The sequence below is a fragment of the Aquipuribacter aurantiacus genome, assembly GCF_051216895.1.
Taxonomy (GTDB): domain Bacteria; phylum Actinomycetota; class Actinomycetes; order Actinomycetales; family JBBAYJ01; genus Aquipuribacter.
Map to the genome: position 1 here is coordinate 49,480 of NZ_JBPKAO010000016.1, position 18,101 is coordinate 67,580.

At 74.3% G+C, this 18,101-nt stretch carries 12 protein-coding genes; 5 read left to right on the forward strand and 7 right to left on the reverse strand.

The annotated features are described in order from the left end of the window. Nucleotide 1 precedes the first annotated feature (1 nt). From ACR80Q_RS17210 to ACR80Q_RS17230, 5 genes are all read right to left on the reverse strand, one after another. Nucleotides 2-1,243, reverse strand: coding sequence for a glycosyltransferase (locus tag ACR80Q_RS17210; RefSeq protein ID WP_435378880.1), 1,242 nt, complete (start codon nt 1,241-1,243; stop codon nt 2-4). Next, nucleotides 1,240-2,502, reverse strand: coding sequence for a glycosyltransferase (locus ACR80Q_RS17215; protein WP_435378881.1), 1,263 nt, complete (start codon nt 2,500-2,502; stop codon nt 1,240-1,242). Before ACR80Q_RS17215 ends, ACR80Q_RS17210 begins: the two co-directional genes overlap by 4 nt. Next, entirely contained in the window at nt 2,489-3,730 is a 1,242-nt protein-coding gene (locus tag ACR80Q_RS17220; protein ID WP_435378882.1) for a glycosyltransferase family protein, read from the reverse strand. Before ACR80Q_RS17220 ends, ACR80Q_RS17215 begins: the two co-directional genes overlap by 14 nt. Before the next feature lie 161 nt (nt 3,731-3,891). Continuing rightward, nucleotides 3,892-4,902, reverse strand: a complete 1,011-nt coding sequence (locus tag ACR80Q_RS17225; RefSeq protein ID WP_435378883.1) for a class I SAM-dependent methyltransferase — start codon at nt 4,900-4,902, stop codon at nt 3,892-3,894. Nucleotide 4,903: 1 nt separating this feature from the next. Further along, entirely contained in the window at nt 4,904-5,668 is a 765-nt protein-coding gene (locus ACR80Q_RS17230) for an enoyl-CoA hydratase/isomerase family protein (protein ID WP_435378884.1), read from the reverse strand. Between the two features lie 144 nt (nt 5,669-5,812). Here ACR80Q_RS17230 and glgX point away from each other — a divergent pair, with 144 nt between their 5' ends. Next, nucleotides 5,813-8,083: a glycogen debranching protein GlgX gene (glgX, locus tag ACR80Q_RS17235; protein ID WP_435378885.1), complete on the forward strand. Its 2,271-nt coding sequence runs from the start codon at nt 5,813-5,815 to the stop codon at nt 8,081-8,083. A gap of 88 nt (nt 8,084-8,171) precedes the next feature. Here glgX and glgP read toward each other — a convergent pair whose 3' ends face one another. Together glgP and ACR80Q_RS17245 are read right to left on the reverse strand one after the other, a co-directional pair. Beyond that, entirely contained in the window at nt 8,172-10,748 is a 2,577-nt protein-coding gene (gene glgP / locus ACR80Q_RS17240; protein ID WP_435378886.1) for an alpha-glucan family phosphorylase, read from the reverse strand. Between the two features lie 96 nt (nt 10,749-10,844). After that, nucleotides 10,845-11,141 (reverse strand): DUF1540 domain-containing protein, encoded by a 297-nt coding sequence (locus ACR80Q_RS17245; RefSeq protein WP_435378887.1) that lies wholly within the window; start codon nt 11,139-11,141, stop codon nt 10,845-10,847. 221 nt (nt 11,142-11,362) lie between these two features. On the opposite strand from ACR80Q_RS17245, the gene ACR80Q_RS17250 reads away from it, so the two are divergent. The 4 genes from ACR80Q_RS17250 to ACR80Q_RS17265 all read left to right on the forward strand — a co-directional run bounded on the left by ACR80Q_RS17250 (nt 11,363) and on the right by ACR80Q_RS17265 (nt 18,048). After that, nucleotides 11,363-13,450: an alpha-1,4-glucan--maltose-1-phosphate maltosyltransferase gene (locus tag ACR80Q_RS17250; RefSeq protein ID WP_435378888.1), complete on the forward strand. Its 2,088-nt coding sequence runs from the start codon at nt 11,363-11,365 to the stop codon at nt 13,448-13,450. Nucleotides 13,451-13,514: 64 nt separating this feature from the next. Then, nucleotides 13,515-15,272 (forward strand): maltose alpha-D-glucosyltransferase, encoded by a 1,758-nt coding sequence (gene treS / locus ACR80Q_RS17255; RefSeq protein ID WP_435378889.1) that lies wholly within the window; start codon nt 13,515-13,517, stop codon nt 15,270-15,272. 38 nt (nt 15,273-15,310) lie between these two features. After that, entirely contained in the window at nt 15,311-17,020 is a 1,710-nt protein-coding gene (locus ACR80Q_RS17260) for a maltokinase N-terminal cap-like domain-containing protein (protein WP_435378892.1), read from the forward strand. A gap of 143 nt (nt 17,021-17,163) precedes the next feature. Continuing rightward, nucleotides 17,164-18,048, forward strand: coding sequence for an endonuclease domain-containing protein (locus ACR80Q_RS17265; protein ID WP_435378890.1), 885 nt, complete (start codon nt 17,164-17,166; stop codon nt 18,046-18,048). Nucleotides 18,049-18,101 lie beyond the last annotated feature (53 nt).

Here is an 18,101-nt window from a genome sequence, read left to right on the forward strand (position 1 = left end):
CTCACGCCACCGCCTCGGCCGAGGCGTGCGCCGCACGGACCGGCCTGTCCTCGCGGCCCGTGGTCGCCACCTGCAGCACCCGGTCGAGCACCGAAGACCAGGTGTGGTCCCGCTCGGCCGCGGCGCGGGCCAGGACGCCGGTACGGGCCCGCGCGACGGGGTCCGCGGCCAGGTCGGCGAGCGCCGCGGCGAGGTCCGCGGGGTCCCCGGGACGGCAGAGGCGGCCGAGCTCGCCGTCGCGCAGCAGCGACGCCATGCCGGGCACCCGGCTGGCGACGACGGGCAGACCCGCGGCCAGGTACTCGTAGACCTTGAGGGGCGAGAAGTAGAAGTCGTCGGCGTCGGCGTACGGGGCGCAGCCCACGTCCACGCCGTGCAGCCGGGCGGCCACCTGCTCCGGCGGCAGCGACCCGACCAGCTCCACCGCGTCGCAGATGCCCGACCGTTCCGCGCGCCGGGCCAGCGCCTCGCGCTCGGGCCCGTCGCCGACCACGACCAGGCGCCAGCCGGGCTCGCGGGCCAGCAGCAGGGCGACGGCGTCGAGAAGGTGCTCGGTGCCGTGCCACGGCTTGAGCGTGCCGACGAAACCGACCGTGAGCGGCCGGACCCCGCCGGGACGCACCGCCGGGGTGATGCGCTCGGTGTCGGTGCCGTTGGCGACCACGTGCACCCGTGCGGGCTCGGCCGTCCCGCGGGCCCACCGGGCCACGGGCTCGCTGACGCAGACCACGGCACCCGCGCACCGCAGGGCCGACACCGCGACGGCCTCCGCCGCCGCCCGGTCGTGCAGCACGCGGTGGGTGGCCTGCTCGCGCACCAGCGGGGCGTTGACCTCCAGCACCGACGGCACCCCACGGCGAGCCGCCCACGTGGTCGCCGTCCGACCCCACAGGGAGTACCGCTCCAGCACGAGGTCCACCGGCCCGGACGCGGCGAGCCCGTCCAGCACGCCGGCCACGGCCACGTCGCTGCGCCGGGCCGAGCCCTCGCGCGCGAGCGGACCCGCCCCCGCCACCGCGGGCAGCCGGTGGACGACCACCGGCGCCAGGTCACCCGTCGCCCCCCCGTCGGGGCCGGGGCCCCCGGGCCGCGGGGTGAGCAGGTGCACCTCCGCCCCGCGCCGCAGCAGCTGACGGAGGACCGCCTGCAGGTGCACCGAGGCCCCCTTGTTCCCCAGCACGGGGATACCGGGGTCGCAGCTGACGACGGCCACCCGCGAGCCGGGTCCCACGACCACGCTCATACGGGCACCGCCTCCCGCAGCTCGGGCGCGGGGCGCGTCCGCGCCCGCGCGAACAGCACGCGCAGCGCCCGGGCCTGGCCGTCGCGGTCGAAGCGCTCCTGCACCAGGGCCCGCGCAGCCGTCGCGAGGTCGACGCGCAGCGGCTCGTCGTCCAGCAGCCGTCGCAGCGCCGCAGCCAGCTCGTGCGGGGCGTGCTCGGGCACCAGGAGGCCGGTGCGGCCGGCCACGACGGCCTCGGGCATCCCCGTGACCGGGGTGGCGACCACCGCCGTCCCCAGGGCCATCGCCTCCAGGACGACGGTGGGCAGGCCGTCGCGGTTGCCGTCCGTCCCGACGACGCAGGGGGCGGCGAACACGGCCGCGCGGGCCACGTGCTCGCGCACCTCGTCCTGGGTGCAGGCCCCGAGCAGGCGGACCCGACCGGTCAGGCCCAGCGCCTCGACCTGGGCGGCCAGGTCGTCGTGCAGGGGCCCCGAGCCGACGACGTCGCAGGTCACCGGGTCGCCGTCGGCCGCGAGCAGCGCGACGGCCCGGACCAGGTCGGACAGGCCCTTCTTCTCGACCAGGCGTCCGACGGACACCACGTGGCGCGGGCGGCGGGCGGGCTCGCGGTAGGCGAAGGAGCGCAGGTCGATGCCGTTGTAGACCCGCACCACCCGGTCGGCGTCGGAGCCGAAGCGCTCGCGCAGGTGGGCCAGGTTGTAGTCGCTGACCGTCACCACCGCGAGGGCGTCGCGGAGCTTGTCCCGCAGGTCGTCGTCGTCCACCGAGCGGTGGAAGATGTCCTTCGCGTGCGCGGTGAACGAGTACCCGACCTGCGCCATCAGCGCGGCCAGCCGGGCGACGGTGGTGGCCACGCTGCCGAAGTGGGCGTGCAGGTGCACCAGGCCGCGGGCCCGCACCGCCGTGGCCACCTCGACGGCCTGCAGCACGTCGCGCAGGTCGTGCCGCAGCAGCTCCGGCCACAGCGCGGGCAGGCCCGGCAGGGCGTCCGCGGCGTGCGCGAGCTGCTGCCACGCCTCCCCGGCCCGCGGCGTCGAGGACGACACCCACGTCACCTCCGCCCGGACCCGGGCCAGCGCCGCGTGGAACCGTGCGTCGGCGGGGGGGCGCAGCGAGAAGACGTCGACCTGCGTACCGGCGGCCTCCTGGGCGAGCAGCTCGTCGACGACGAAGGTCTCCGAGAACCGGGGGTACATCTTGAGGACGTAGCCGACGCGGCCGGGGACGGTGGCGGGGGCGTGCTCAGACGGCGACACGGTCGACCTCCTGGTCGTGGGTGGGGGTGGTGCCGGCGACGAGGTGCCGGGCGAGCGCGGGCAGCCGGGCCAGGCCGTCCAGGTCGACGACGCGACGACCGGGCAGCCGGTCCGCACCGACGGTGCGGGCGAGCCAGTCCCCCAGCGCGGCCGGGGTGCAGTCGTCCGGGTGCAGCAGGTCGACCAGGCCCAGCCCCGCGAGCCGCTCCGCCCGCACCATCTGCTCCAGCCGTGGCACCACGCGGGGCACGAGCAGCGCGGGCCGGGCGGCGGCGAGCACCTCGCAGACGCTGTTGTAGCCGGCCATCGACACCACGGCCGCGGCGCCGGCCACGAACTCGACCGCGTCCGGCACGAACTCCAGCAACCGGGCGGCCGGGTTGACCTCGGCCGCCGCCCGCAGCGCCCCGCGATGCTCCGGGGACATGTAGGGCCCGCTGACCGCCACGGTCTCCAACCCCTCGGGCGCCGGTGCCCGCAGGAACGCGTCCGCCAGGAGGAAGCCGTCCTGGCCACCCCCCACCAGGCACAGGGCGTACGGGTCGCGGGGCGGGCGGACGCGGGCCTGCGACCGGGTGCGGATGCGGGTGCCGTCGCCGCGCCCCCGGCCGAGGTACCCCGTGTAGGACGTCATGGCCGCGACGCGGGGTCCGAGGCGGTACTCGTGCACCGGGTCGAACACGGCCGGGTCGCCGTACACCCAGACGGCGTCGTAGCTGTCGGCCAGCACCTGCTCGGTGCGGTCGCGGTGCCACTCGGCGCGGGCCACGCCCTCCTCGTCCAGCACCTCGCGCAACCCCAGGACGACCTTGGTCGGCAGCGCGGAGCGGAGCACCCGCAGCACCCCGTCGAGCTCCTTGCCGACCCCGCGGGCCACCTTGTCGACCACGAGCAGGTCGGGCCGGAACGACAGCAGCGCGGCCGTCATCACCGCGGTGCGCAGGTCCAGGACGTCCGACAGCGGGGCGTCCAGGACCCGGCTGGTGTAGGCGCCGTGCAGGTCCTTGCCCACCGCGGGCAGCGTGAGGACCTCGGTCCGGGGCGGCAGCGGCAGCGCCGTGGCCTCCGGGGCCCCCGTCAGCAGCAGGACGTTGGTGGCGGGGTCCGCGGCGACCAGGGCGGCCGCCACGGCGATGTTGCGACGGACGTGGCCCAACCCCTGGGTGTCGTGGGAGTACAGGGCGACGCGTCGCACCTGGGCGGGGCGCGCCCGGCTCGTCTCGTCCACGAGGACTCCTCCGGCTCACGACGGGCACCCCGCTGGAACGGGGCGGCTGAACCGTCGGTGAACAGAAGATGTCCGGTCGGGGTGGGACCAGGATGAGCCGCGCGTGGCAGGGCTCTCATCTGCGTGAGAGACCTCTCACGGTGGGTGACCGGTCCGTCAGGTCAGGCCTTCACCCCGGTGACCGACACGTCGTAGAACAGCGCGTCGGGCAGGACCTTGTTGAGGACCTTGTCGACGGCGCCCAGGCGCTGCCAGCCCTTGTAGGCGAACATCGCCCAGTCCCAGCCCAGCCGGTCGGGGTTGACCGCGGCCTCGAAGGTGCGCACGGGCCAGCCCAGGACCGCCGCCAGCAGCTCCTCGGTCGCGGTGGTGACGTCGACGGCGCCGGCCCGCAGCGCGGTCCGGGCCAGGTCGCCCGGGTCGAAGGTGTGCAGGTCGACGACGGCCTCCAGCGCCGCGGCCCGGGAGGAGGAGTCGAGCTCCTCCTTGCTGCGGGCCCAGCGCGCCCGCAGCGGCGGCAGGTGCGTGATGCGGGTGGTCACCGCCCAGGTCGCCCGGCCCAGGGCGCGGGCGTACCGGTCGCCGATGACGGTCGGCTCCCCCGCGAACACGAACCGTCCGCCGGGCCGCAGGACGCGCAGGCACTCCCGCAGGCCGGCCTCGACGTCCGGCACGTGGTGCAGGACGGCGTGGCCGAGCACCAGGTCGAAGGAGGCGTCCGGGTAGGGCAGCTCGGTGATGCCCGCCTGGGCGCCCTGGACGTCGTCGTAGCCCAGGTGACGGGCGTTGCCCAGGGCGACGTCGACCATGCCCTGCGACACGTCCGTGACGACGACCTCGTCCAGCCAGCCCGCCTGCCGCAGGTTGAGCGAGAAGAACCCCGTCCCCGCGCCGATCTCCAGCGCCCGGCCCATCGGCCGGGTGACGTCCGCGGCGGCCGGACCGAGGGCGTGGGCGAACCGGTCGGACGCGAAGCTGATGCAGCGGTCGTCGAAGCTGATCGACCACTTGTCGTCGTAGGTGCCGGACTCCCAGTCGTGGTAGAGCACCTGGGCCAGGTCGGTGTCCTCCCAGGCGGCCTCGACCTCGGCCTCGCTGGCCGGGCGGACCGCCGGTGCCCCCTGCTCCTCGGGCTCGGGCCCGTCCTTCGCGTCGGGCGTCTCCTCCGCCATCTCAGCGGCCCTCGAACTCGGCCTTGCCGGGCCCCCGCTCGACGAAGGAGGCCAGACCGTGCTGCGCGTCGCGGGTGCCGAACAGGGCGGCGAACAGCGCCCGCTCCAGCTGCAGCCCGGACGCCAGGTCGCCGTCCAGGCCGTGGTCGATCGCGTCCTTGGCCGCACCGATCGCGACGGCGGCGCCGTTGACGTAGCACGACACGCGAGCCCGCGCGGCCTGCTCGACCGTGCCGGGCGCGGCGACCTCGTCGACCAGGCCGAGGGCCAGGGCCTCCTCGGCGCCGACCATCCGCCCGGAGAACACCAGGTCCTTGGTCCGCGCGCTGCCGATCAGCCGGGCCAGGCGCTGGGTGCCGCCGCCGCCGGGCACCAGGCCCAGCGTGATCTCGGGCAGGCCGACCCTGGCCTCGGCGTCGACGACCCGGAAGTCGCAGGCCAGGGCCAGCTCGAACCCGCCGCCCAGGGCGTAGCCGGTGATCGCGGCCACGGTCGGCACCGGCAGCGCGGCCAGCTCGTCCAGCGCCCCCTGCAGGTCACCGGCCAGGTGCAGCACGTCGGCCGGGCCCAGGCCGGCCATCTCCTTGATGTCGGCGCCGGCGGCGAACACCTTCGGCGAGCCGACGACGACCAGGGCCCCGACCCTGTTCCTGCGGGCGTGGCGCACCGCCTCGCGGATGCCGTCGCGGACCGCGCCGTCGATGGCGTTCATCGGCGGGCGCAGCAGGCGCAGCGTCCCGATCCGCCCGTCGGTGGAGAACGTCACGTGCTCACCGCACGCCACGCTCGACCCCGAACCGTCCGCGCGTCCCTCGACGCCGCCCGACTCGTCCCTGTCCGTACCGGTCTGCTCCGCCCGATCCATGGACCCGAGTCTGCCAGCCGGGCCCCGGGTGGGCAGACTGCGCACGTGGTCGACGACGCCGTGGCGCCCCAGGTCCGCGTGACGGGTCCCGGTCGGCCGTACCCGCTGGGCTGCCGGCCCGCCGGGGACGGGGTCGACGTGGCCGTCCTGGCCGCCCACGCCGAGCGTGTCGAGCTGTGCCTGCTGGAGCGCGACCCGACGGCCACCAGCGGCTGGCGCGAGCAGCGGGTCACCCTGCCCGCCGTCACCCACGGCGTCCACCACGGGCACGTCAGCGGCGTCCGGGCCGGGCAGCGGTACGTCCTGCGCGTGCACGGGCCCTGGGACCCCGACCACGGCCAGCGGCACAACCCGGACAAGGTGCTGCTGGACCCGTACGCCCGGGTCGTCGAGGGCGCGGTCGACATGGGGCCGGCCGTCAAGGACCACGTCGTCGTCGACGGGCGACCGAGCCAGGAGCGGAGCCGCCTGGACTCGCTCGGCCACACCCCGGTCGGGGTCGTGGTCGCCGACCCCGACGTCCTCGACCACGACCGGCCGGGCCACCCCTGGGCCGCCACGGTGGTGCTGGAGACCCACGTCCGGGGCCTGACGATGCGCATGCCCGGCGTGCCGCCCGAGCTGCGCGGCACCTACGCCGGCCTGGCGCACCCGGTGGTCGTGCAGCACCTGCAGCGCCTGGGCGTCACCGCGGTCGAGCTGCTGCCGGTGCACGCCGGTTCGGCCGAGGAGCACCTCGCGTCCCGGGGGGCGGTCAACTACTGGGGCTACAACACGCTGTCGTACTTCGCGCCGGAGCCGCGCTACAGCGCCGCCGTCCGTCGTGGCGAGGACGCGGCCGCTGTGCTGGACGAGTTCCGGGACATGGTGACGGCGCTGCACGCCGCGGGCCTGGAGGTGCTGCTGGACGTCGTCTACAACCACACCTGCGAGGGCGGCGTGGGGGGTCCGACGCTGTCGTGGCGGGGGCTGGACAACGCGACGTACTACCGGACCGACGGCGGGTCCTACCGCGACGTCACGGGCACCGGCAACTCGCTGGACTCCTCCCAGCCGGAGGTGGTCCGGCTGACGCTGGACTCGCTGCGCTGGTGGGTGCAGCAGATGGGGGTCGACGGGTTCCGATTCGACCTGGCCCCCGCCCTGGCCCGGCGCGCCGACGACTCCCACGGCGTCGGTGGCTGGGACCGCGACCACCCGTTCCTCGTCGCAGTGCGCACCGACCCGGTGCTGGGCGACGTCAAGCTGGTGGCCGAGCCCTGGGACATCGGGCCCTACGGCTGGCGGACCGGGGAGTTCCCCGTCCCGTTCGTGGACTGGAACGACAAGTACCGGGACTCGGTCCGGGACTTCTGGCTGGCGGGCTCCCGCGCCGAGCTCGAGGGCCGCCCCGGCCCCGGCGTGCGCGACCTGGCCACCCGGCTCGCGGGCTCGGAGGACGTCTTCGGCCACGGACGTCGCGGCGGGGACCGGACCGCCCTCGCGGGGGTCAACTTCATCGCCGCGCACGACGGGTTCACCCTCGCCGACCTGGTCGCCTACGACCACAAGCACAACGAGGCGAACGGCGAGGACAACCGCGACGGCCACGGGCACAACCTGTCGTGGAACCACGGCCACGAGGGCCCCACCGAGGACGTCACGATCATCGAGTCCCGCCACCGCACCTTGCGGGCGCTGCTGGGCACGCTCGCGGTGTCGACCGGGGTGCCGATGCTGCTCGCGGGTGACGAGCTGGGCCGGACCCAGCGCGGCAACAACAACGGCTACTGCCTGGACGACGAGACGACCTGGCACGACTGGCAGCTCGCGCCGTGGCAGCGCGACCTCACCGAGACCACGGCGTTCCTGCTGCGGCTGCGCGCCGAGAACCCCGTCTTCCGGCAGGAGCGGTTCTTCGGTGCACGACCGGCTCGGCGCGCCGACGGCACCCGCGACGTGGGCTGGTTCGACGGCGACGGCGACGAGCTGTCCGAGGGCGACTGGTCCGACCCGTGGCGGCGCACGCTGCTGATGCTCCTCAACGGCGACGGCGTGCCCGAGGCCGACCGGGCCGTCTCCCCCGACGGCGCCCCGATGCGCCCGTCGTCGTTCCTGGTCGTGCTGCACGGCGGGGCGCACCCGCGAGAGGTGCAGCTGCCGGAGCCGCCGTGGGCCGAGCGGTTCCGCCGCGTCTGGTCCAGCGAGCAGCCCCGCCCGGCCTGGCCGGCCGGGCCCGGGGGTGGCGTCGGGGTCCCGCCCCGCGACGAGCTGGGCGGTTCGCGGATCAGCGTGCCCGCGCGCAGCCTGACGATCCTGCGGGCCACCCGCCCCTGACGCACCGGTCCTGACGCACCGGTCCTGACGCACGAGGGCGCCGACCGGATCGCTCCGGTCGACGCCCCTCGCGTCCGTGCTCGCCGGCTCAGCCGGCGTTGGCGACCAGACCCATCTCGGCGACCGAGGCCAGCGCGGGGTGGGTCGGCAGGACCCGCACCGTGTAGCCGAACGCGCCCGTGCGACGCAGGTCGATCGTGGCCGAGAACTTGTGCCGGCCGTGCTCGTAGGTCTCGACGTGCTCCAGCGGGGCGCTGCGGGTGTCGGTGAGCGCGTCGGCGTCGTTGACCCGGCCGTGGACCAGCTCGACGCAGACGTCCTCGGGCCGCAGCTCGCCCAGGCTGACGTAGGCGTCGACCCGCAGCGAGTCGCCGACCTGCGGGCTGTCGGCCACGTCACCGGACTCGACGTGGTCCACCCGCACCGCGTGCCAGCCACCGGCCACGTGGTTCTTCCACGCCGCGAGCTCCTTGGCCCCGGCGTGGCCGGCCGCGGACTCCAGCGAGGCGGAGCCGCGGGCGCTGGGCGCGTAGAGCTCGTTGACGTAGTCGGCCACCATCCGGTCGGCGAGGACCTTGGGCCCGAGCGTGGCCAGCGTGTGGCGGACCATCTGCAGCCAGCGACGCGGCAGGCCGTGCTCGTCGCGGTCGTAGAACCGCGCCGCGACCGAGGTCTCGATGAGGTCGTAGAGCGCGGCCGCCTCGAGGTCGTCGCGGTGGTCGGGGTCGTCGACGCCGTCGGCGGTGGGGATCGCCCAGCCGTTCTCGCCGTCGTACCACTCGTCCCACCAGCCGTCGAGGATCGACAGGTTGAGCCCGCCGTTCAGGGCCGACTTCATGCCGGAGGTGCCGCACGCCTCGAGCGGGCGCAGCGGGTTGTTGAGCCAGACGTCGCAGCCCGGGTACAGCGACTGCGCCATGGCGATGTCGTAGTTGGGCAGGAACGCGATCCGGTGGCGCACGTCGTGCTCGTCGGCGAACCGGATGACCTGCTGGATGAGCCGCTTGCCCTGCTCGTCGGCCGGGTGGGACTTGCCGGCGATGAGCAGCTGGACCGGCCGCGTCGGGTGCAGCAGCAGCGAGCGCAGCCGCTCCGGGTCGCGCAGCATCAGGGTGAGCCGCTTGTAGGTCGGCACGCGACGGGCGAAGCCGATCGTCAGGACGTCGGGGTCGAACGCGTCGTCCACCCAGCGCAACTCGGCGGGCGAGGCGCCCCGACGCAGCCAGGAACGGCGGACCCGGCGGCGGGCCTCCACGACGAGCTGCTCGCGCAGCGTGCGGCGCAGCGCCCAGATCTCCTCGTCGGGGATGTTCTCCACCGACGCCCAGTCGACGGCGCCCCGGTCGGAGCCGTCGCCGTCCACGCCGCCGTGCTTCGCGATGAGGTCGACGACCCGGGTGTCGACCCAGGTCGGGTGGTGCACCCCGTTGGTGATGGAGCTGATGGGCGTCTCGGTGGGGTCGAACCCGGTGAACAGGCCCTCGAACATGTCGCGGCTGACCACGCCGTGCAGGCGGGACACGCCGTTGGCGCGCTGCGCGAGGCGCAGGCCCATCACGGCCATGTTGAACACGCTGGGGTCGCCACCGACGAAGTCCTCGGCGCCCAGGGCCAGGATCTTGTGCACGCCGAGCCCGGCGACGGCGTTGTCCCCACCGAAGTAGGTCTCGATCTGGTCGCGGCCGAACCGGTCGATGCCGGCGGGCACGGGCGTGTGGGTGGTGAACACCGTGCCGGCCCGGACGGACTCGAGCGCCTCGTCGAAGTCGAGGCCCTCCTCGACGAGCTCCCGGATCCGCTCCAGGCCCAGGAACCCGGCGTGGCCCTCGTTGGAGTGGAAGACCTCGGGCCGGGGCGAGCCGGTCAGCCGGCTGAACAGGCGCAGGGCGCGGACGCCGCCGATGCCCAGCAGCATCTCCTGCTGCAGGCGGTGCTCCTTGCTGCCGCCGTACAGGCGGTCGGTGACGGTGCGGGCGCGCTCGTCGTTCTCGGGGATGTCGGAGTCCAGCAGCAGCAGCGGGACACGACCGACCTGGGAGCGCCACACGTGCGCGTGCAGCTGGCGCCCGCCGGGCAGGCCCACGGTGACGACGCCCGGGGTGCCGTCGGCCTCGCGCAGCACCGACAGCGGCAGCCCGTCGGGGTCGAGGACGGGGTAGGTCTCCTGCTGCCAGCCGTCGCGGCTGAGCGACTGCTTGAAGTAGCCGGTCTTGTAGAACAGGCCGACGCCGACGATCGGCACGCCCAGGTCGGACGCCGACTTCAGGTGGTCGCCGGCGAGGATGCCGAGGCCGCCGGAGTACTGCGGCAGGGCCGCGGCGATGCCGAACTCGGGCGAGAAGTACGCCACCGCGGCGGGTACGTCCTGCTGGTGCTGGTACCAGCGGTCGCTGGTCAGGTACTCCTGCAGCTCGTCGGCCGCGGCCCGGACCCGGGCGACGACGGCGGGGTCGCCAGCCAGGGCCTCCAGGTCCTCGGGCGTCAGCAGGCCCAGCAGGCGGGCCGGCTCCTCGCGCGCCTCGACCCACTTGGCGGCGTCGAGCGAGGCGAACAGCTCTCGCGTCGGCGCGTGCCAGGACCAGCGCAGGTTGAGGGCGAGGTCGCCCAGGGGGGACAGGGACTCGGGCAGGACGGTACGGACGGTGAACCGCCGGATAGCTCTCACGTCACAGGAGCGTAAGCGCTTACGCCCCCCCAGGGATACACCGTCCTGGGAGTGGGACCGGACGGGTGACCCGCCGGCTGGTCGGGCCTGGCGACCTCAGGCCGTGGCGTGCGTCAGGCAGACCGCGTGCCCGGCGCTGTAGTCGACCTCGATCTCGGCCGCCGTGCACTCCAGGCGGACGTTGTGGACGCAGCCCGCCTCCTTGCACGCGCCGACCGCGGCCGCACCGGACTCCGTGCCGCCCCGGGTGTCGGAACCGAGGTACGTCTCGCAGGCGGCGGACCCGCTGTTGCCGATGGTGATGGCGGCGGCGTGGCAGGAGTGCTCGCCGTTGTAGGCGCACGAGGACGCCTCGCAGGAGTGGACGATCGGGAGTGCGGTACCTGCAGGCATGTCTGGCTCCAAGCTCGTGAGTCCGGTCCGTGCTGTGAACGATACCGACCCACACGCATTTGCGATAGCCGCCGGACACAGTGTTTCTGCAGGTCAGAGGCCTATTGCGCGGTCTCGGTGTTGCGTAATCCGCTGAGGCGAGGCACGGCTCTGCCGCGCCCGGGGGTGCCGACGACGTCGTGGACGTGCCGCAGGTGGCCGGGCATCGGTACGGTCGACGCGTGGCAGCCGACCGGACACCCGCCCGCCCCTCGCCCTCTGCGCCCGGCCCCGTGACCGGACGGTCGGCCCCTGCGGTCGACCTGTCGACCCGCACGGTCGGTCGCATCCCGGTCCTGGACGTCACGCCGCGCGTGGACGACGGGGCCTGGCCCGCACGGGCGGTGGTCGGCGAGGCCGTCCCCGTCCGGGCCACGGTGTTCCGCGAGGGCCACGACGCGCTGGCGGCCACCGCGGTCCTCACCGCCCCCGACGGCACCGAGAAGGCCCGCGTCCGCATGGTCGAGGTGTCGCCCGGCAGCGACCGGTACGGCAGCGACCTCGTCCCCGACGGCCCCGGCGACTGGACCTTCCACGTCGAGGGCGCCTCCGACGTGTACGCCACCTGGGAGCACAACGCGACGGTCAAGATCGCGGCCGAGGTGGACGTGGACGTCATGCTCGCCGAGGGCGTGCCCGTGCTGCGGCGCGCGGCCGAGCTGGCTCGCGAGGCCGGCGACACCGGCGCGGTGGACCTGCTCGAGGACGCCGTCACCGCCCTGCTGGACACCGCCCGTCCGGTCGGGGCGCGGCTGGCCCCGGCGGTCGGCCCCGAGGTCGCCGCCGTCGTGGCCCGCCACCCCGTGCTGGACCTCGTCACCGCGTCGACGCCGCAACGGCTGCGCGTGGAGCGCGAGCGGGCCCTGTTCAGCGCCTGGTACGAGCTGTTCCCCCGCAGCGAGGGCGCCTACTACGACGAGGACGCCAAGCGCTGGGTGTCCGGCACGTTCCGCACCGCGGCCGAGCGCCTGCCGGCCGTGGCGGCCATGGGCTTCGACATCGTCTACATGCCGCCGATCCACCCCATCGGCGAGGTCAACCGCAAGGGCCGCAACAACACCCTGGAGCCGGGTCCCGGCGACCCGGGCTCGCCCTGGGCCATCGGCTCCAGCGCGGGCGGGCACGACGCGATCCACCCGGACCTGGGCGACGAGGAGGACTTCGCGCACTTCGTCGCGACCGCCAAGGACCTGGGCCTGGAGGTGGCGCTGGACTTCGCGCTGCAGTGCGCCCCGGACCACCCCTGGGCCACCGCGCACCCCGAGTGGTTCACGACCCGGATCGACGGCTCGATCGCCTACGCCGAGAACCCGCCCAAGAAGTACCAGGACATCTACCCGGTCAACTTCGACAACGACCCGGACGGCATCTACGCGGAGTCCCTGCGGGTGCTCGAGCTGTGGATCAGCCGCGGGGTGACCGTGTTCCGGGTCGACAACCCCCACACCAAGCCCGTCGAGTTCTGGGAGTGGGTGATCGGCCGCGTCAACGCCGCCCACCCCGAGGTCATCTTCCTGGCCGAGGCGTTCACCCGGCCGCAGATGATGCGGACCCTGGGCAAGGTGGGCTTCCAGCAGTCGTACACGTACTTCACCTGGCGCACCTCCAAGGAGGAGCTCACCGACTACGTCACCGAGCTCGCCACGGAGTCCGCGCACTACATGCGGCCCAGCTTCTGGCCGAGCACGCCGGACATCCTCCACGCGTTCCTGCAGCACGGCGGGCCCGCCGCGCACCGGCTCCGCGCCGTGCTGGCCGCGACCCTGGTGCCCAGCTGGGGCATCTACGCCGCCTACGAGCTGGGCGAGCACGTGGCGCGGCCGGGGGCCGAGGAGTACATCGACAACGAGAAGTTCGAGTACCGGCCCCGGGACTGGGCCGCGGCCGAGGCGGAGGGCCGGTCGCTGGCCCCGCTGCTCACCCGGCTCAACGAGATCCGGCGCTCGCACCCGTCGTTGCAGCGGCTGCGGGGCATCACCTTCCACCCCACCGACGACGACCTCGTCATCGCCTACTCCCGTCACGTGCCCGCGGAGCACTCCCCCACCGGCCGCGCCGACACCGTGCTGGTGGTGGTCAACCTGGACCCGCACGCCGCGCACGAGACGATGGTGCACGTCGACCCGACGACGCTCGGGCTGCCGGCCGGGTCGGGCTACTCCGTGCACGACCTGCTGAGCGGCCACACCTACGCCTGGGGCGGGTACAACTACGTCCGGCTCGACCCGTACGTCGAGACCGCGCACGTGTTCGCCGTGCACCCCCACTGACCGACCCCACCGCCCGGCACCGCCCACCGACACCGCCGACCGCAGGCACCCGAGGAGACCACGCGTGCAGGGACTTCAGCTGTCCAGCCCTGGGCTGGACAACGACCCCAACTGGTACAAGAAGGCCGTCTTCTACGAGGTCCTCGTCCGGGCCTTCTCGGACTCCACGGGGTCGGGTTCCGGTGACTTCAGCGGCCTGATCGACAAGCTCGACTACATCCAGTGGCTGGGCGTGGACTGCCTCTGGCTGCCCCCGTTCTACGCCTCGCCGCTGCGCGACGGCGGGTACGACATCAGCGACTACTACGCGGTGCTGCCGGAGTTCGGCACGATGCCGCAGTTCACCGAGCTGGTCTCCGCCGCGCACGCCCGCGGCATCCGGGTCGTCACGGACCTGGTGATGAACCACACCTCCGACGCCCACCCGTGGTTCCAGGCGTCGCGGTCGGACCCCGAGGGCCCCTACGGCGACTTCTACGTCTGGAGCGACACCGACGACAAGTACGCGGACGCGCGCATCATCTTCGTCGACACCGAGACGTCCAACTGGACCTTCGACCCGGTCCGGCGGCAGTACTTCTGGCACCGATTCTTCGGCCACCAGCCCGACCTCAACTTCGAAAACGAGGCCGTGCAGGAGGCGATCATCGACGTCGTCCGGTTCTGGATGGACGCCGGGATCGACGGCTTCCGCCTGGACGCCGTGCCCTACCTGTTCGAGGAGGAGGGCACCAACTGCGAGAACCTGCCGCGCACCCACGAGTTCCTGGCCAAGGTCCGCAAGGTCGTCGACGAGGAGTACCCGGGGCGGATCCTGCTCGCCGAGGCCAACCAGTGGCCGCAGGAGGTCACGCCGTACTTCGGCGACGACGCCGCGCCGGAGTGCCACATGTGCTTCCACTTCCCCGTGATGCCGCGGCTGTACTACGCGCTGCGCGACGAGCGGGCCGGCTCGATCCTCGACATCCTCGCCGACACCCCCGAGATCCCCTCGACCGGGCAGTGGGGCACGTTCCTGCGCAACCACGACGAGCTCACCCTCGAGATGGTCACCACGTCGGAGCGCGCGGCGATGTACGGCTGGTACGCCCCCGACCCGCGGATGCGGGCCAACGTCGGCATCCGGCGCCGGCTGGCGACGCTGCTGGACAACAGCCGCGCCGAGATCGAGCTGATCCACGCCCTGCTGCTGTCGATGCCGGGCAGCCCCTGCCTGTACTACGGCGACGAGATCGGGATGGGCGACAACATCTGGTTGGACGACCGCGACGGCGTCCGCACCCCGATGCAGTGGAACCCCGACCGCAACGCCGGGTTCTCCACCGTCGCGGACCCCGGCAAGCTCTACCTGCCCGTGGTCCAGTCGCTGACCAACAGCTTCGGCGGGGTCAACGTCGAGGCCCAGCTGGCCCAGGGCTCCTCGCTGCTGCACTGGGTGCGCGGCATGCTCGCCCTGCGCAAGCGTCACCCCGTCTTCGGGCTCGGCTCGTTCGTGGCCCTGCCCCTGGTCGAGCCGGGCACGGTCGTCACCGACGCCCACGCCTGCGACAACGAGGCCGTGCTGTCGTTCCTGCGCGTGCTGGACCACGGCACGCCCGGCGGCGAGCACGAGGACCCCGAGACGGTGCTGGCCGTGCACAACCTGGCGTCCTCGCCGCAGGCGGTCACCCTGACGCTGCCGGGGCACGCCGGCGCGCACGTCGTCGACCTGTTCGGCGGCAACGGCTTCCCCGACGTCGGCGCGGACGGGCGGATCACGTTGACGCTGGGCAGCCGGGACTTCTTCTGGCTCCGCCTGGTCGGCGGCCCGGCGGCCCCGTGAGCGACCTCGACGCCCTCAACGGGCTGCTGCACGGCTGGATGCCGGCCCAGCGCTGGTACCCGGCCAAGGGTCGTGGGGTGGGCCTGCGTGACCTGGGGTCCTACCGGTGGGAGCTGCCCGCGGGCTCGCAGGGCTCCGACGTCGAGGTGCACGTCCACGTGGTCGGGCTGGACTCCGGCGAGCGGGTCGACGTGGTGCAGGTGCCCCTGACCACGCGCTCGGCCCCGCTGCCCGGCGCCGAGCACGCGCTGCTGGGCACGGTCGAGGCCGAGGACGGCACCCGGTGGGTCTACGACGGCCCGCACGACCCGGTGTACGTGGCCGCGCTGCTGGCGTCCCTGTCGACCACCGGCGAGGCCGCCCCGGCGCCCGGGTCGCCCTCGCGCGTGCTCAAGGGCGAGCAGTCCAACACCAGCATCATCGTCGAGCCCGTCACCGGCGGTCCCGTCATCGTCAAGGTGTTCCGGACGCTGCACCCCGGCGACAACCCCGACGTCGCGGTCCTGGCCGCGCTCACCGAGGTCGGCTGCCCCCACGTGCCCGCGCTGCGCGGCTGGCTCGACGGCTCCTGGTCGGCCGTCGACGGCTCGGGCGTGGACGGCCACCTCGCGGTCGCGGTGGAGTTCCTGCCCGGCAGCGAGGACGCCTGGCGGGTGGCCCTGACGGCCGTCGGGGCCGGGACCCCCTTCGACGAGCAGGCCCGCGGGCTCGGGGCGGCGACCGCCCGGGTGCACCAGGACCTGGCGCTGGCCTTCGGCACCACCGCGGTCGACGAGGACGCCCGGGTCACGATGGTCGAGGCGCTCCGCACGCGGGTGGCCTGGGCGCGTGACGCCGTCCGCGACCTTGACGCCTACGCGGACCGGCTCGACGCGCACGCCGCCGCGCTCGGCGACCTGCGCGACCTGCCCGTGATGCAGCGCGTCCACGGCGACCTGCACCTGGGTCAGGTCCTCCACGCCCCGGGCAAGGGCTGGGTGCTGCTGGACTTCGAGGGCGAGCCGCTGCGACCGCTGGCCGAGCGCACCGTCCCCGACCTCGCCCTGCGCGACGTGGCCGGCATGCTCCGCTCCCTGGACTACGCCGCCGGCCACGACGTGGTCTCCCGGGGCGAGGCCGACGCGGCCCGGGCACCCGACGCCGCCCAGGCCTGGGCGGCGGCGGCGCGGGACGCGTTCTGCGCCGGCTACGGCGAGGTCACCGGTCGGGACCCGCGCGACGACGCCCCTCTGCTGCGCGCCCTCGAGCTGGACAAGGCGCTGTACGAGGTCGTCTACGAGGCCCGGAACCGCCCCGCCTGGCTGCAGATCCCGCTCGGCGCGGTGGCCCGGTTGCTCGGCTNGCGGCGCGGGACGCGTTCTGCGCCGGCTACGGCGAGGTCACCGGTCGGGACCCGCGCGACGACGCCCCTCTGCTGCGCGCCCTCGAGCTGGACAAGGCGCTGTACGAGGTCGTCTACGAGGCCCGGAACCGCCCCGCCTGGCTGCAGATCCCGCTCGGCGCGGTGGCCCGGTTGCTCGGCTGACGGCGAGGATCCGGCCGCCGGCCTGACGGGCGCGACGGCGGCTCGGCCCGGCCGGCGCGATGGCGGCTCGGGGTCGCCTCGTGCCACGTGCGGGATCGAACCGGGCCAGGACCTCCCGGACGAACCCGATCCGCCCCCACGTCGCTCGCCGCCGCCCGCTGCCACCCGGTCGGGCGCCTGTCCCCCACCGGGCGCCGGTTGTGGGATGACATCGGGGCCGTAAGCCACGTACGCCCCCGATCCGATCCCACAACAGCGCGTGGTGAGGCACCCGCCCGTGCCTGCACAGGGCTGGGCGGCGCTGGTGGTCCACAGGCGGCGCGTGCGACGGCCTCTCGGCCGGGCGAACCGTCGCACGGTGAGGGCATGGATGCCGCGCGACGACTCATGCTCCTGCACTCCCAACCGTTCGCGACCGCCGAGGCCGAGGGGTTGGTCAGTCCCGACGTGCTCCGTGGTCCGCGCTACCGGCAGCTCATGCACGCGGCGCACCAGAAGTCGACGATCCCCGTCGACCACGGTCGCCGGCTGCAGGCGTTCCGTCGCACGCACGACGAGGGGTTCGTCCTGCTGACCCGCAGCGCGGCCTGGGCCCACGGAGCGGTCTTCGCGGCCGCCGACGACCCGGTGGCGGTGGCCATCCCGACCCGCCACCGGCTGGCCAGGACGACCGAGGTGACGCCGCACCTCGCCGTGCTCGAGGACGACGAGGTGACGACGACCCCGTTCGGGCCCTCCACCTCCCTCGACCGGACCGTCGTCGACCTGGCGCGGGGCCTGGGCCGGCCGGGTGCTCTGGTCGGGGACCTGGTCGCCCAGGTGGATGCGTTGCTGCGCGCGACCACGCTCACCGCCTCCGAGGCCCGCCAGGCCGTTCTCGGGTACCGCCGCCTGCACGGGCTGGCGACCGCACACCAGGTCGTCGACCTCTGCCGTGACGGTGTCGACTCACCGCCCGAGACGCGACTCCGGCTGCTCCTTACCGCCGCCGGCCTGCCCGAACCCACGACCCAGTGCCCGGTGGAGCTCGAGGGGCGGGTGGTGGCCCGGCTCGACCTGGGCTGGCCGGACCTGCGGGTCGGCTGCGAGTACGACGGCTCGGTCCACCTGGCTCCGGAGCAGGTGCGGGTCGACCTCCGTCGCCACAACCTCATCCGCCAGGCCGGCTGGCTGGTGCTGCAGGTGGACCGGCACCAGATGCGTCGACCCGACCGAGTGGTGGAGCAGGCACGTCACCTGCTGGGTCTCTGAGCAGCCGACCGCCCCGGCCCCCCGGCCCCCGGGCTCCCGGCCCCCTGCTCCCA